This window comes from Amycolatopsis sp. FBCC-B4732 (assembly GCF_023008405.1).
GTDB lineage: Bacteria > Actinomycetota > Actinomycetes > Mycobacteriales > Pseudonocardiaceae > Amycolatopsis > Amycolatopsis pretoriensis_A.
Window position 1 is genome coordinate 1,466,750 of the sequence record NZ_CP095376.1, and the last position, 14,626, is coordinate 1,481,375.

General features: G+C 71.1%; 13 protein-coding genes and 1 pseudogene. 9 read left to right on the plus strand and 5 right to left on the minus strand.

Features of this window, described 5'->3' with window-relative positions; translation table 11 throughout:
• Positions 1-14 precede the first annotated feature (14 nt).
• Entirely contained in the window at positions 15-896 is an 882-nt protein-coding gene (locus tag MUY14_RS05965; protein ID WP_247021617.1) for a PDR/VanB family oxidoreductase, read from the minus strand.
• A gap of 2 nt (positions 897-898) precedes the next feature.
• The gene (locus MUY14_RS05970; protein ID WP_247021620.1) at positions 899-1,519 is read right to left on the minus strand and encodes an MSMEG_1061 family FMN-dependent PPOX-type flavoprotein; all 621 of its coding nucleotides are present in this window, start codon (positions 1,517-1,519) and stop codon (positions 899-901) included.
• A gap of 67 nt (positions 1,520-1,586) precedes the next feature.
• Between MUY14_RS05970 and MUY14_RS05975 the strand changes: the two genes are divergently transcribed.
• Complete coding sequence (locus MUY14_RS05975) at positions 1,587-2,204, plus strand: TetR/AcrR family transcriptional regulator (RefSeq protein WP_247021622.1); 618 nt, start codon at positions 1,587-1,589, stop codon at positions 2,202-2,204.
• Between the two features lie 110 nt (positions 2,205-2,314).
• Entirely contained in the window at positions 2,315-2,590 is a 276-nt protein-coding gene (locus MUY14_RS05980; RefSeq protein ID WP_247021624.1) for a hypothetical protein, read from the plus strand.
• 49 nt (positions 2,591-2,639) lie between these two features.
• On the opposite strand, the gene MUY14_RS05985 is transcribed toward MUY14_RS05980, so the two are convergent.
• On the minus strand, positions 2,640-3,446 hold the full coding sequence (locus tag MUY14_RS05985; protein WP_247021626.1) for an NAD(P)-dependent oxidoreductase: 807 nt from the start codon (positions 3,444-3,446) through the stop codon (positions 2,640-2,642).
• A gap of 26 nt (positions 3,447-3,472) precedes the next feature.
• On the minus strand, positions 3,473-4,282 hold the full coding sequence (locus MUY14_RS05990; protein ID WP_247021628.1) for an IclR family transcriptional regulator: 810 nt from the start codon (positions 4,280-4,282) through the stop codon (positions 3,473-3,475).
• 159 nt (positions 4,283-4,441) lie between these two features.
• On the opposite strand from MUY14_RS05990, the gene MUY14_RS05995 reads away from it, so the two are divergent.
• The 7 genes and pseudogenes from MUY14_RS05995 (at position 4,442) to MUY14_RS06025 (ending at position 14,505) form a co-directional block, all read left to right on the plus strand.
• Positions 4,442-5,947 (plus strand): sodium:solute symporter family protein, encoded by a 1,506-nt coding sequence (locus MUY14_RS05995; protein WP_247021630.1) that lies wholly within the window; start codon positions 4,442-4,444, stop codon positions 5,945-5,947.
• Between the two features lie 52 nt (positions 5,948-5,999).
• On the plus strand, positions 6,000-6,935 hold the full coding sequence (locus MUY14_RS06000) for a 5-dehydro-4-deoxyglucarate dehydratase (RefSeq protein WP_247021632.1): 936 nt from the start codon (positions 6,000-6,002) through the stop codon (positions 6,933-6,935).
• Positions 6,935-8,191: a glucarate dehydratase family protein gene (locus MUY14_RS06005; protein WP_247021634.1), complete on the plus strand. Its 1,257-nt coding sequence runs from the start codon at positions 6,935-6,937 to the stop codon at positions 8,189-8,191. Before MUY14_RS06000 ends, MUY14_RS06005 begins: the two co-directional genes overlap by 1 nt.
• A gap of 4 nt (positions 8,192-8,195) precedes the next feature.
• Positions 8,196-9,323, plus strand: a complete 1,128-nt coding sequence (locus MUY14_RS06010; protein ID WP_247021636.1) for a hypothetical protein — start codon at positions 8,196-8,198, stop codon at positions 9,321-9,323.
• A gap of 15 nt (positions 9,324-9,338) precedes the next feature.
• Complete coding sequence (locus tag MUY14_RS06015; RefSeq protein ID WP_247021638.1) at positions 9,339-10,793, plus strand: aldehyde dehydrogenase (NADP(+)); 1,455 nt, start codon at positions 9,339-9,341, stop codon at positions 10,791-10,793.
• A 121-nt stretch (positions 10,794-10,914) separates the two neighbouring features.
• Positions 10,915-13,263 carry a polysaccharide lyase 8 family protein gene (locus MUY14_RS06020; protein ID WP_247021640.1) on the plus strand — a complete coding sequence of 783 codons (2,349 nt, stop codon included), beginning with the start codon at positions 10,915-10,917 and terminating at the stop codon, positions 13,261-13,263.
• 23 nt (positions 13,264-13,286) lie between these two features.
• A pseudogene (locus tag MUY14_RS06025) lies at positions 13,287-14,505 on the plus strand (flavin-containing monooxygenase).
• Here MUY14_RS06025 and rpmJ read toward each other — a convergent pair.
• The gene (gene rpmJ / locus MUY14_RS06030; protein WP_247021642.1) at positions 14,496-14,618 is read right to left on the minus strand and encodes a 50S ribosomal protein L36; all 123 of its coding nucleotides are present in this window, start codon (positions 14,616-14,618) and stop codon (positions 14,496-14,498) included. The pseudogene MUY14_RS06025 and the gene rpmJ overlap by 10 nt on opposite strands.
• Positions 14,619-14,626: the final 8 nt, after the last annotated feature.

The window sequence follows — 14,626 nt, forward strand, 5'->3', positions numbered from 1 at the left end:
CACCTTGGGAATCATCAGACGTCCAGCACGAGCCGAGGGGACAGCGAACGCGACACGCAGGCGTACATCCGGCCGGCGGGCGCCCCGATGTCGTCCCGATGCTCCGGCTCGCCCTCCAGCACCGAAAGCTCACAACTACCGCAAACGCCTTCGCGACACCCCGAAGGCACCGCCCGCCTGGCGTAGCTCAACGCGTCGAGCAGGGATTCATCGGCCGGGACCCGAATGGTGTCACCGGAGCGAGCGCACACGACGTCGAACGGCGTGTCCGGCCCGAACACCCGCCGAGTCGGCTGGAAGCGTTCGGTGTGCACACGAGGGAACAGCGCTTCGGCCGCGTCCACCATGGACGCCGGCCCGCAGCAGTAGACCTCGGCGGAAGAGAATTCCGCCGCCAGCGCCGCGAGATCCGGTCGGCCCTGGGAGAACAACCGCACGCGATCACCGAACTCGGCACGGAGTTCCGCCGCGAACGGCATGGTCGAAGCGGAACGACCGACGTACACGAGCGTCGCCCGACCACCGGCGGCCCGCACCATCGGCACGATCGGCGTGATCCCGATCCCGCCCGCCAGGAACAGGTAATCGGACGCAGGAACGAGCGGGAAGTGATTGCGAGGCAAGGAAACCTCGAGCGTCCGGCCCGGGCGCAGGTAAAGGTGCACGTATTCGGACCCGCCCCGGCTGAGCGGATCGTGCCGCACCGCGATCCGGTAGGCGGAAAGATCACCCGGGTCGCCGCACAGCGAGTACTGCCGGGTCAGCCAGTTCGGCAGCGCGAGGTCGATGTGCGCACCCGGCTCCCACGGCGCCAGCGGCCCCTCATCGCCCCGCAGGACCAGGGAAACGACGTCGTCGGCGACGTGCTCGACGCGGTCGAGGATCGTCTTCTGCATGGTCAGTACAGCTTCCGGTAGCCCTCTTCGAGCATCTGCTCGAAGAGCTCGGGGTCGGCGTTCATCTGCTCGGCGGCGATCTCGCCCACCGACGGCAGTTCCGCGGCGAGCGCCTGGCCGGCCGGGTCCCAGAGCCGGGACCGGATCAGCGCGCGCCCGCAGTGGAAGTACACCTGCTCGACCCGGACGACGATGGCCAGCATCGGTTCCTTCGCCTCGGTGCGCATCCGGGCGAGGACGTCGGGGTCGTCGGTGACGTACGCGCTTCCGTTGACGCGCAACGTTTCCCGCATGCCGGGGACGAAGAACAGCAGGCCGACGCCGTCGTTCTCGGCGATGTTGCGGAAGGAGTCGGCGATCTTGTTGCCGGTGCGGTCGGGCAGCGCGAGGGTGCGTTCGTCGAGGACCTTGACGAACCCGGGGTAGTCGCCGCGGGGCGAGCAGTCGGCTCGGCCGGCGGCGTCGGCGGTGGCCAGCGTCAGGAACGGCGAGTGGGCGATGAAGCGGCGGGCGTGCCGGTCGACGCGGCCGGCGATCTTGGCTTCGATCATCGCGTCGGGCTCGCCCAGCCGGGACCGCACCTCGGCCATCGAGACGTGGCTCAGCGTATTTGTGCTGGTCATGACACAATTATGAGCAAATACTCAGATCTCGCGCTACTCGCTTTCGAGCCGCGCGGAAGGGGGAGCCGTGAGCCCGGGCGAGCGCCGCATCCAGCCACGTAAACAGCCCCGCCAGGTGCGTGCCGAGCTGACCAGGGAGCGGATCCTCACCGCGGCTGCTCGCGTTTTCGCCGAGCACGGCTACGCCGCGGGCACCACCAACCGCATCGCCGAGCGGGCCGGGATCTCCATCGGCTCGCTGTACCAGTACTTCCCGAACAAGGACTCGATCCTGGCCGAGCTGCTGGTCCGCCACCTCGACGACGGCACCGCCGCCACCGAACGGATCCAGCGCGGGGAACTGCCCGGCCCGATCGAGGAGATCTTCCGCGTCTTCGTGCGCGGCGCGATCGAGACCCACCTCGACGACCCGCAGCTGCTGCGGCTGCTCATGGAACAGGCACCGCGGTCGAAGGAGCTCCTCGACAAGGTCGAGCGGCTGAAGCAGGGCCTGGTCGGCTACGTCCAGGAGCTGTTCGACCACCACCCCGAGGTCCGGGTGACCGACACCGAGACGGCGGCCCGGCTCTGCGTCACCACGACCGAACTCGTGGTCCACCAGCTCATCGCCGACCACGAACCGGTGGACCTCCGGAAGCTGGAGAACGAGCTGGTCGCGATGCTGACGCGGTACGTCAGGGGGTGAACTGGCGTTGACCGCCGTGGCAGACGAAACCTTCGGATTCGGCGTTGCTCGAGCGGACCGAGTTGTCGCGGAAGACCGTGCCGGTCACCGGGCGCTGACGACCGGCCCGCATGACGACGAACGGGTCGTCTGCGTCGCGTGACGCTCGCGAAGGTGGCCAGGGTCGCCTGGTTACCGGCGGGATCGGGCCCGTCGTCGAAGGTGAGCGCGACGACCCGCTCGGTGGTCTCGACGCGGTTCACGAGGGTGCCGAAGAACTGGAGGATCCGCGACTTCGACACCTCGAACAGCGCGACCGCGCGGGCGAGGACGACGAGCACGCGAGCCACGACGACGACCCACTTCCGCGCGCGGCGGGATTTCCGGATCATGGCTTCACCTGGTGAGACGAGGAAGCCGCGGAGGTACCAGTACCTCCGCGGCTTCCGGCAACCGTCAGAGCGGGTTGAAGACGCCCAGGGGAGCGGTGCAGAACGGGCCGCCGACGTACTCGGCCGCGGGGCCGGTCGGCGCGGGCTTGGACGCCAGCTGCTCCGCGTACACCTCCGCGTCGTCGAGGGACTTGTAGCCCAGCGCCTCCGCCTCGGCCAGCGAGTAGATCCGGCGCGTGTTGTCCGAGACGCCCCAGATCAGCCGGTACCCCGGCGACGGCGCCGACAGGCAGGCCTCGAACAGCCGGGCGCCGTCGTCCGGCGAGAGCCACGTCGTCAGGCCGCGCGGGCCCAGCGGCAACGGCGTCTCGAAGCACGAGCCGATCCGGATCACGATCACGTCCATGCCGAACCGCGAGTGGTACAGGCTGCCCAGCGCCTCGATCGCCGCCTTGGAGACGCCGTAGTACGTGTCCGGGCGCGGGGACGAGTCCGCGGGGAGGTCGGAGTCGTTGCGGCGGAAGCCGACCGCGTGGTTGCTCGACGCCAGGATCACCCGGGGGATCCCGGCCGCCCGCGCGGCCTCCAGGACCGTCTGCGTCCCGTTGATGTTGACGTCGAGGGTCGCTTCCCACGAGTTCTCGCGGCTGTGGCCGCCGAGGTGGATCAGCGCGTCGACGCCCTCGCACGCCGACGCCATCGCTGCCGGGTCGGTGACCGACGCCGTCACGACCTCTTCGGAGGCGTCCGACGCCGTCTGCGGGGCCAGGTCGAGCAGGCGCAGCACCCGGCCGTCGCGCTTCAAGCGGGGCCGCATCAGGGTGCCGACGACACCCGCCGACCCGGTGATGAGCACACGCTGGTCCGTCATTGTGGTCCTCTCGATAAGGGCGGCGGTCAGCGAATCCCGGCCCGGCGCAGCTGCTGCCCGAGCTCGGCGGTGGTTTCGGCGAGCAGCTCGCCGACGCGACGGGCGTCGGCGTCGCTCACCTGGGAGATCGGCATCGAGCAGCTGATCGCGTCCGTGCCCGGGATCCGGTAGGGGATCACCGCGGCGACGCAGCGGACGCCCAGCGTGCCCTCCTCGACCTCGGCCGCGTACCCGCGCTCGCGCGTCGCGGCGCACTCGGCGTGCAGGCCCTCGAGCGTGGTGATCGTGTTCGGCGTCAGCGGCGTCAACGTCGCCGGCATCAGCGACTCGATCTCCTCCTGCGTCAGCTCGGCCAGCAGTGCCTTGCCCAGCGCGGTCGCGTGCGTGGGCAGCGTGCGCCCGACGCGGGAGACGAGGTGCGTGGAGCGCTGCGACTCGCGCGTCTCCAGGTAGACGACCTCGGTGCCGTTGCGCCGCGCGAAGTGCGCGGTGAAACCGGTCTTCTCCCGGATGCGCTCGAGCGCCTCGGTCGCGAACGGGACGACGGCGTCGCGGTCCAGGTACGCCGTGCCGCAGATCAGCGCGCGGACGCCGAGGCGGTAGCGGGCGGTGTTGGTGTCGGCCTCCAGCCAGCCCGCTTCCAGCAGCGTCCGCAGCAGGCCGTGCAGCGACGAGCGCGGAAAGCCCGTGCGCGCGTGCAGGTCGGACAGCGACAGCCAGACGTCGTTCGCCGCGAACGTCTCGATGAGGTCGACGGCCCGGCGCGCGGACTTCACCCCCGACGACTCGGCGGGAGCGCCGTCGGCCGCTACCGGGTTGTCCACCTTCTGCGGCATTTGTGCTCCTCCGTCCGGCCGTTGACTTGTGACTCCGGCCATATTAGCGTCCCGAACAACGTTCTTATGGATGAACATAATCACTATAACAGACTCCGTTCATGGATGTGAACATCTCCTTCGAGACCGCATCATCGTGGACGCGGAAAGGAGCCTGCGGTGCACGCACTCGACTGGACGATGGTCTGCGCGTACTTCGCGCTGATGATCGTGATCGGCTGGTGGTCGCACAAACGGGTCAGCGACGTGAAGGACTTCTTCACGGCCGGCGGCAAGATGCCCTGGTGGCTGGCCGGGATCTCGCACCACATGTCCGGCTACAGCGCCGTGCTCTTCGTCGCGTACGCGGGCGTCGCGTACACCAGCGGCGTCACCGTGTACTTCTGGGGCTTCGCCAGCATCGGCATCGGCGTGGGCATCGGCAGCTGGCTGTTCGCCGCCCGCTGGAACCGGTTGCGCTCGAAGCTCGGCGTCGCCTCGCCGCTGGAGTACCTGGCCAAGCGGTACAACGTGCCGACGCAGCAGGCGCTGGCCTGGAGCGGCAGCCTGCTGAAGATCTTCGACATCGCCGCCAAGTGGTTCGCCGTCGCGACGCTGCTGCACGTCTTCGCCGGGCTGGACTACAACCTCGGCATCCTCATCACCGGCGCGGTCACCCTCGTCTACTGCACCATCGGCGGGCTCTGGGCCGACGCGCTCACCGACTTCGGCCAGTTCGTCATCCAGGCCATCGCGGCGATCGTGATGATCGTCGTCGTGCTCGGCAAGCTCGGCGGCATCTCCGCGCTCTGGACGATGTGGGACAAGCTGCCCGAAAACCACGTCAACCCCGTGACGTCCAAGTACACCACCATCTTCCTGCTCGTCTACGTGCTGGTGAAGACGCTGGAGTACAACGGAGGCATGTGGAACCTGGCGCAGCGGTACATGGCCGCGCCGAACACCCAGGAAGCCAAGCGCGGCGCGCGCCTTTCGTCCGCGCTGTACCTGTTGTGGCCGCTGGTGCTGATGTTCCCGATGTTCGCGGCGCCGCTGCTGATCCCCGGCATCAAGGACCCGACGCAGTCCTACGCGATCATGACCACGACGTTCCTGCCGCCGGGCCTGATCGGCCTGGTGCTGGCCGGCATCTTCTCCCACACCATGGCGATGGTCTCCTCCGACGCCAACGCGATCTCCGCGGTGATCACCCGGGACATGATCCCGGCGATGTTCCGCCGCACCCGGCAGTGGACGGACACCCAGGGCCTGAAGGCCGCCCGGATCACCACGGTGATCTTCGTCGCGCTGACCATGCTGGTGGCCACCCAGGCGCAGAACCTCGGCGGCGTGCTGCAGATCGTCGTCAACTGGGTCGCCGCGCTGATGGGCCCGATCTCGATCCCGCTGCTGCTGGGCATGCTGCCGTGGTTCCGCAAGTGCGGCCCGCGCGCGGCGCTGGTGTCCTGGGCGGGCGGCCTGATCGACTACGCGCTCTGCTACTACGTCTTCAACGCGAACCAGACGGTGCTGATCGCCACGCCGATCCTGGTTTCGCTGGCCCTGTACGTCGGTCTCGGACTGCTCGCGCCCGAGCGCAGCGCGGTCGCCGATGAGATCGTCGACACCGTGAACGTCGACGACGACGTCGATCGCACCAAGGAAGGCACGACCGTGCCCGCTTGACCGGCGCCGGTCCACCCCCGGCCGCACCCGACAAACGGAGAGCAGAAAACAGATGGCACAGACCGAGATCGCGCTGGACGGCCTGCTGGCCTTCCCCCTCACCCCGTTCACCGAGGACCTCGAGGTCAACCTCGACGCGCTCGCGGAGAACGTGGAGAGCCACATCGCGGCGGGCGCCGGCGCCCTGTTCGTCGCGTGCGGCACGGGTGAATTCAGCTCCCTGTCGCCGGCCGAGCACGCCGCTGTGCTCGCGAAGACCCGTGAGGTCGCCGCGGGCCGCGTTCCGGTCTGGGTGGGTGCGGGCGGGGGTGCCGCCTCGGCGCGGGCGGGCATCGCCCTCGCCGAGGCCGGGGGTGCCGACGGCGTCCTGCTGCTGCCGCCGTACCTGGTCACCGGGCCGCCGTCGGGCCTGGTCGACTTCGTCCGCTACGCCGTGGGCGACTCATCGGTGCCGGTGATCGTCTACCACCGCGGCACCGGCGTGTACACCGCGCAGACCGCGGCGGCGCTGCTCGACATCCCCTCGGTCGTGGGCCTCAAGGACGGCTACGGCGACGTCGAGGTGATGACCCGGATCGTCACCACCATCCGCGCGCTGGACACCGAACGGTCGCGGAAGTTCCTGTTCTTCAACGGCTTGCCGACCGCGGAGGTCTCGGCCAAGGCGTACGCCTCGATCGGCGTCGCCCGGTACTCCTCGGCGGTGCACTGCTTCGCGCCGGAGATCGCGCACCGCTTCCACCGCGCACTCGGCGAGGGCGACACCGCCGTGATGGACGCGCTGCTGACCGGGTTCTACCTGCCGCTGGTGGCGCTGCGGGACGAGACGCCCGGCTTCGCCGTCTCGCTGGTGAAGGCCGCCGCCCGGCTGCGCGGCGACAAGGTCGGGCCGGTCCGGCCGCCGCTGGTCGAGCCGACGCCGGAGCAGGTCCACCGGCTCGAGAAGATCGTGGAGGACGGCTTCGTCACGCTGAAGGCGCTGGGCTGATGAAGATCCTCGATGTGGTGCTGACGCCGGTCGCGTTCGCCGACCCGCCGCTGCTCAACGTGATGGGCGTGCACGAGCCGTTCGCGCTGCGCAGCGTCGTGCAGGTGAAGTGCGAGGACGGGATCGTCGGGCTCGGCGAGTCCTACGGCGATTCCGCGTTCCTCGGCGAGGTGCGCAAGGTGCTGCCGCAGCTGCGCGGCCACGACGTCTTCGACCTGCCCGGCCTGCAGCGGCTGGTCGCGCGGGCGTTGTCGGACACGGTGCTGACCGACGCGCACGGGCTGATCGGCGGGTTCTCCATCCGCAAGACCGTGGCGAGCGTGTATTCGCTGTTCGAGGTCGCGTGCCTGGACGCGCAGGGCCAGTACCTCGGCCGGCCGATCACCGACCTGCTCGGTGGCAAGGCGCGCGACGCCGTCGAGTTCTCCGCGTACCTGTTCTACAAGTACGGCAAGCACGTCGACGGCCGCGAGGACACCTGGGGCGAGATCACCACGCCGGAAACCCTGGTGGGCTCGGCGAAGCGGATGATCGACGAGTACGGCTTCCGCTCGATCAAGCTCAAGGGCGGGGTTTTCGAGCCGGCGCAGGAGGTCGACGGGATCCGCGCGCTGGCCGAGGCGTTCCCCGGGCACCCACTGCGGATCGACCCGAACGGCGCGTGGACTCCTGAGACCGGCATCCGGGTCGCCGCCGAACTGGACGGCGTCCTGGAGTACCTCGAAGACCCGACGCCGGGCATCGAGGGCATGGCGCGGGTGGCCGCCGCGGCGTCGATGCCGCTGGCCACCAACATGTGCGTGGTCAACTTCGGCGACATCGACCCGGGCTTCCGGGCGCGCGCGATCGGCGTCCTGCTGTCGGACCACCACTTCTGGGGCGGCCTGCGCGCGACGCAGTCGCTCTCGACGACGTGCGAGAGCTTCGGCGTCGGCCTGTCGATGCACTCCAACAGCCACCTCGGGATCAGTCTCGCCGCGATGGTCCAGGTCGCCGCGGCGACCCCGCACCTGACCTACGCCTGCGACACGCACTGGCCGTGGAAGGTCGAGGACGTCATCGAACCGGGCGTGCTGGAGTTCCGCGAAGGTGCCGTGGCGGTGCCGACGACGCCGGGGCTCGGCGTCAAGCTGGACGAGGACGCCCTGGCCCGCCTGCACGAGAACTACGTCCGATGTGGACTGACCAAACGGGACGACGTGACCTACATGCGCGAGTACGTCGACGGGTTCGAGCCCAACACGGCGAGGTGGTGATCCGGTGAAGGTGACGGGATACGCCTACCCCTGGGACGTCCTGGAGTCCGGGTTCGCCGCGCGCGTCCGGGACCTCGGCGTCGACGAGGTGGCGGTGGCGCTGTCGTACCACAGCGCCCGCGCGGCGACGCCGTGGTCGGCTTCGCGGACTTCGGTCGTGGCTCGGCACGCGGCGTTCTACCGCCCGGTTGCGGACGGGTGGGGCGCGCTGCGTCCGTCCACTCCGGACTGGGTGACCTCGGAGGACTCCGGCGGCGACGCCGTCCGGCTGCTCAACGAGGCCGGGATCCCGGCCGCCGCGTGGCTCGTGCTGACCCACAACTCCCAGCTCGGCTACGAGCACCCGGACGTCGTGGTGCGCAACTGCTTCGGCGAGCCGTACCCGTGGGCACTGTGCCCGGCGCAGCCCGCGGTGCGCGAGTACGCCGCGAAGCTGACCGCGGACGCGGTCGCCGGGCTGGACCTGGCGTCGGTGATCCTCGAAGCCTGCGGCCCGCTCGGCGCGGTGCACCAGCACCAGCACGAGAAGACCGACGGCGTGTGGGCGCCCGCGGTGGCCCGGCTGCTGTCGATCTGCTGCTGCGACGCCTGCGCGTCTTCGTGGGACGTGGACGCGGACACCGTGCGGGCGCAGCTCGTCGAGGAGGTCCGGCGGCTGGTCGCGACCGGCGACCTCGGCGTCACGGCCGACGGGTTGCCGCCATCGTTGACTCAGCACCTTCTGTTCACAAGGCAGATGCACACCGACCAGCTGCGGGCCGCGGTGCTGGCGTCGCTGCCCGCGGGCGTGCGGATCGTGCTGCACGGCGCGCTCGACCCGTGGGTCACCGGCGCGCTGCCGGGGCTGACGCCGTCCGCGCCCGACGACGTCGACGCGGTCGTATTGTTCGGGTGGGCGCCCGCCACGGGCGCCGAGGCCGTCGCGGCGGCCCGGGAGGCCTTGCCCGAGCGGGTCGCGATCGGCAGCTACATCACCGCGGTCGCCGCCGCCCCGGTGCCGGACATCGCCGCGTACGCCGGCGAGCTGGCCAAGGCGGGCGCCGCGGAGCTGCACCTGTACCACCTCGGACTGGCCGGTCCGGGTCGCTGGGGCGACCTGGGCTCGGCCACCGCCGCCGCCCATGAGAACTGAGGAGCTGTTCCACCCATGAGCCAGGCCACCGACGCCGCCACGCTCGAGAAGATCCTCGCGGGAGCCGCCGCGGCCGCCCGTCCCGCCGCCGCGGCCACCCCGGCCGAACGGTCCCGCTGGCTGGTCGCGGCCGCCGACGCGCTCGACGCCGCCGCGGACGAGCTCGTCCCGCTCGCCCACGCCGAAACCCACCTCCCGGCGACCCCGCGGCTGGCCGGCGAGCTGAAGCGCACGACGTTCCAGCTGCGCCTGTTCGGCGAGGTCCTCACCGACGGCGAGTTCCTCGGCGCGGCCGTCGACCACGCCGACCCGGACTGGCCGATGGGCCCGCGGCCGGACATCCGCCGCGTGAAGACCGCCGTCGGCCCGGTGCTGGTGTTCGCGGCCAGCAACTTCCCGTTCGCGTTCAGCGTCGCCGGCGGCGACACGGCGGCCGCGCTGGCCGCGGGCTGCCCGGTGGTGCTGAAGGCGCACCCGGGGCACCCGGAGCTGTCCGCGCTGACCGGCCGGATCGTGCGCGAAGCCCTGGTCGGCGCCGGCGCGCCCGAGGGCATCTTCGATGTCATCTTCGGCCAGGACGAAGGTGTCACGGCGCTGAAGGACCCGCGCATCGAAGCGGCGTCGTTCACCGGCTCCATCCCCGGCGGGCGCGCGCTGTTCGACATCGCGAACGCGCGGCCGCGGCCGATCCCGTTCTACGGCGAGCTCGGCAGCGTCAACCCGGTCGTGGTGACCGAGGCCGCGATCGCCGCGCGCGGGGAAGCCGTCGCCAAGGGCTACGCCGGGTCGTTCACGCTCGGCGCCGGGCAGTTCTGCACGAAGCCGGGCCTGCTGTTCCTGCCCGAGGACCACGGCCTGACCGAGACGCTGCGTTCGGCGCTCGAGGGTGCCGCGGCCCAGCCGATGCTCAACGACCGCATCGCGGCCGGGTACGAGGCGAAGCTCGCGGCCCTGCGCGAGGTGCCGGGCGTCGACGTCGTGTCTTCGGCGGCTTCGGAGTCGCCGTCGTTCACGCCGACGCTGCTGGCCACGACCGGCAAGCAGTTCCTCGAGGGCGGCCCCGCCGTGCACGAAGAGTGCTTCGGCCCGGCGTCGCTGATCGTCACCTACGCCGACCAGGCCGAGCTGCTGAGCCTGCTCGACGTCGTCGAACCGGGGCTCACGGCCACGATCCACGGCGAGGAGTCCGACGCGGACTGGCTCCGGCCCGTGCTGCCCCCGCTGGCCCGCATCGCCGGCCGGCTGCTGTGGAACGACTGGCCCACCGGCGTCACGGTGAGCTGGGCCCAGCAGCACGGCGGCCCGTACCCGGCCACGACCGCCCCGACGACGACCTCGGTCGGCACCGCGGCGATCGACCGGTTCCTGCGCCCGATCGCCTGGCAGGGCTTCCCGGACGCGCTGCTGCCCGAACCCCTGCAGGAGGCCAACCCCTGGCACCTGCCCCGCCGCACCGACGGCACCCGCTGACCCGCACTTTCACGTGAAAGTGCCGACCTGGGCCCCGCACTTTCACGTGAAAGTGCGGGGTGATGCTCCACCACGCCGCCGCACAACCGAATTCCGTTCCCCCTCACTGGGAGGCATCGTCATGCCCGTGAACCGGAGAAACGCCCTGCGCGGCGGCGCCCTGGTGGCCGCTTCCACCGTGTTGCTCACCCGTCCTGCCTTCGCCTCGGCGGTGGCCGCTCCGTCCGCGGGCGGGGTGCCCGCCGCGACCGCGCCGATCGTGGCCGCCTACCGGCAGCTGCAGACCGGCATCAACCGGCCGTCGCCGGAACGCGCCGAGGCGCTGGCCAACCTGGGCCGCGTCGCCAAGGCCTACCACGCGAGCCTTTCCGTGGCCGGCGGTGGTGCTCCACTGTGGACGGACCTGCCGCTCGGCCCGGGCAGCGACTACACGACGTCGATGTACGCCCGGCTGCGCGCGATCGCCGTCGACTGGGGCACGCCCGGCGGCGCGCTGGCCGGCGACCCGGCGGTGCTCGACCGGATCAAGGCCGCGCTCGAGCTGATCCACGCCAGTCAGTACAACGAGAACGTCGGCGAGATCGGCAACTGGTACACCTACGAAATCGGCATCCCGTACTACCTGCTGCACACGCTTTCGGTCGTCGCCGACCAGCTCACCGCGGACGAGCTCGCCCGCTACCTCGCGCCGGTCAAGCGGTTCGTCGGGAACCCGAACGTGCGCGCGAACAACGCGTCCGTCGTCGAAACCGGGGCCAACCGCGCGGACAAGGCGCTGATCTCGATCGTGGCCGGCGCGATGCTCGGCGACGCGGCCTGGATCAGGACCGGCCTCGACGCGCTCACCGACGTCGCCGGCGGGGGCGCGGCGAGCGTCGTGGCGAAGCTGGACCGCGCGGCGGGCGACGGCTTCCACGTCGACGGCTCCTTCATCCAGCACGACACCATCCCGTACCCCGGGCACTACGGCATCGTGCTGCTCACCGCGCTCGCCGGCGCCATCCACGTCACGCAGGGCACCGAGTACGCGCTCCCGCAGCCGCTGAAGGACAAGATCTACGCACTGGTGGCGGACAGTTTCGCGCCGTTCGTCTACGCGGGCGCGCTGATGGAACCGGTGCGCGGGCGGATGCTGTCGCGGCAGGGCGAGACCGGCCACGACATCGGCCACCAGCTCACCGTCGCGACCCTCGTGCTGGCGCGGACGGCCTCCGGCAGGACGAAGACCGACCTGAACGCGCTCGCCGCGAAGTGGATCAAGGAAGGCGCGTACGCCCCGTTCCTGAAGATCCCGGACCCCGAGCGGTTCGCGCCCGGCCCGGACCTCGTGGCGACGCCGGGGATCGAGTTCGCGCAGGACATGCTGGCCTCGGGCGCGCGCCCGGCGCGGGTCACGGCCACGCACCGGATCTTCGGTCAGCAGGACCGCCTGGTGCACGTCACCGAGGACTGGTCGGCTTCCCTCGGCGTCAGCTCGGCGCGGATTTCCCGCTACGAAGCCATCAACGGGCAGAACCTCAAGGGCTACCACGTCGGCGACGGCGTGCTCTACACGTTCCTCCCGAACGCCAAGGGCCACTACACCGACGCCTACTGGCCGACGGTGGACCCGCTGCTGCTGCCCGGCACGACGGAGAACGACGGCCCGGTGGACCCGGCGTTCGGCGGCGTGCCGGTCGGGCCGAACCGGCACACCGGCGGCGTCCGCTGGGACGCGCACACCGGTGCCTACGCGTTCGACTTCAAGTCGTGGGACGGCTCGCTCGTCGCGAAGAAGTCGTGGTTCTTCACCCCGGCCGGGATCCTGTGCCTCGGCGCCGGCATCACGAGCACCTCGAACCACGCGGTGCGCACCACGATCGAGAACCGCAACCTCGGCGAGGGCGGGCGCGGGGTGCTGCTGGCGGACGGCCAGCGCGTTCCCACCGACCTCGGCAAAGCGTCGGCGTTGCGTCGTCCGCGCTGGCTGCACCTGGAAGACGTCGGCGGGTACGTGGTCCTGGACGGCGCTTCGGTGACGGCGTTGCGCGAGGACCGGACCGGCGCGTGGCGCGACATCGACACCGGCGCCAACACCAAGGGCACCACGACGCCGAACACGCGCCGCTACCAGAAGCTGGTCCTGGAGCACGGCGTGCGGCCCGCCGGCGCGACCTACGCGTACGCCGTGCTGCCGGGCGCGTCGATGCTCGGCACCCTGGCGGCGTCCTGGGCGTGGCGCGTGCGGGCCAACACCGCGGCGGTCCAGGCCGTCCAGACCGGGGACACGCTGCTGGCGAACTTCTTCGCGGCCGGCTCGGTCGACGGCGTCAGCGCGTCCGGGCCCGCGTCGGTGGCGGTCGGGCGGCGTCAGCTCGCGGTATCGGACCCGACCCAGACGCAGGACAGCGTCACGGTGACCGTGCACGGCAAGACCGTGACGGTGCCGCTGAAGGGCACGTTCGGCGCGACGACAGTCGTGCGGTTGTAGGACCCCCGGTTGCGCTGCGAACCATGACCGGTGCCGAACACGTCGACGTCCTGATCGAGGGGGCCGGCTTGTTCGGCATCGGTGCGGCGTGCCGGCTCCGGGAGCGGCTGCCGGGCAAGACGTACGCGGTGCTCGAGGTGCGCGACACCGGCCGTGGAAGGACCCGAAGGCGATCGCGGACGGGCCGTCGATCCTGGCCTACATCCGCGAAACGGCGGCCGCGCACGGGATCGCCGACCGGATCCGCTTCGGGCACCGGGTGGTGCGGGCGTCCTGGTCGTCAGCGTCGGCGCGGTGGACGGTTTCGACGGCGCACTGGCCCGCGTCGTTGGACCACCCGAGCAAGCGGGTCGTGGTGATCGGCAGCGGCGCGACGGCGGTGACGCTCGTCCCGGCGCTGGCTTCCCGCGCCGCGCACGTGACGATGCTGCAGCGGTCGCCGTCGTACCTCGCGGCGCGCCCGGGTTCCGACGCGCTCTCCGACCGGATCCGCGCGCTGCTGCCGGGGAAGCTCGCGCACCGGGTGGTGCGCGGCAAGAACGTGGTCATGGGCACGCTGTTCTTCCAGCTGATGCGCCGGCTCCCCGAGCGGTCATCCCCGGTGGACCCGCACTTCGTGCCGTCGTACGCCCCGTGGGACCAGCGCCTGTGCCTGGTCCCGGACGCCGACCTGTTGAAGGCGCTGCGGTCGGGCAAGGCGGACATCGTGACGGACGGGATCGCGCGGTTCACCGCGTCCGGCGTGGAGCTGACGTCGGGGCGCACGGTGCCGGCGGACCTCATCGTGACGGCGACGGGCCTGCGCCTGGTGGCGTTCGGCGGGATCGAGCTGGCGGTCGACGGACGCGCGATTTCTACCGGCGACCAGCGGGCATGATGTTCGGCGGCGTCCCGAACCTGGCGTGGTGCGTGGGCTACACGAACAACTCGTGGACGCTGCGGGCGGACCTGACGTCCCAGTACGTGTGCCGGCTGCTCGCGCACCTGGACCGCCACGGCTTCGCCTGCTGCGTGCCGGACGAGGCCTCGGCTTCCACGGGGGGCCGGCCGCGCCCGATCGTGGACCTGCAGTCCGGGTACGTCAAACGGGCCGCTTCCGGCCTGCCGAAGCAGGGTGGGAAGCGGCCCTGGATGATGCGCCAGAACTACTTGCTCGATCTGGCGGACATGCGGCTCAACCGGCTCGACGACCGCGTGCTGCGGTTCGGCACCCGCACGACGGCGAGCGCGGCTCAACCCTGACGCGCCTTGGCGCGCGGGTTGTCCTTGTTGATCACGAACACCCGGTTGCCGCGGCGGATGACCTGGGCGCCCTGCTGGCGGGCCAGCGAGCGGATCGAGCTGCGGACCTTCATGGTGACCG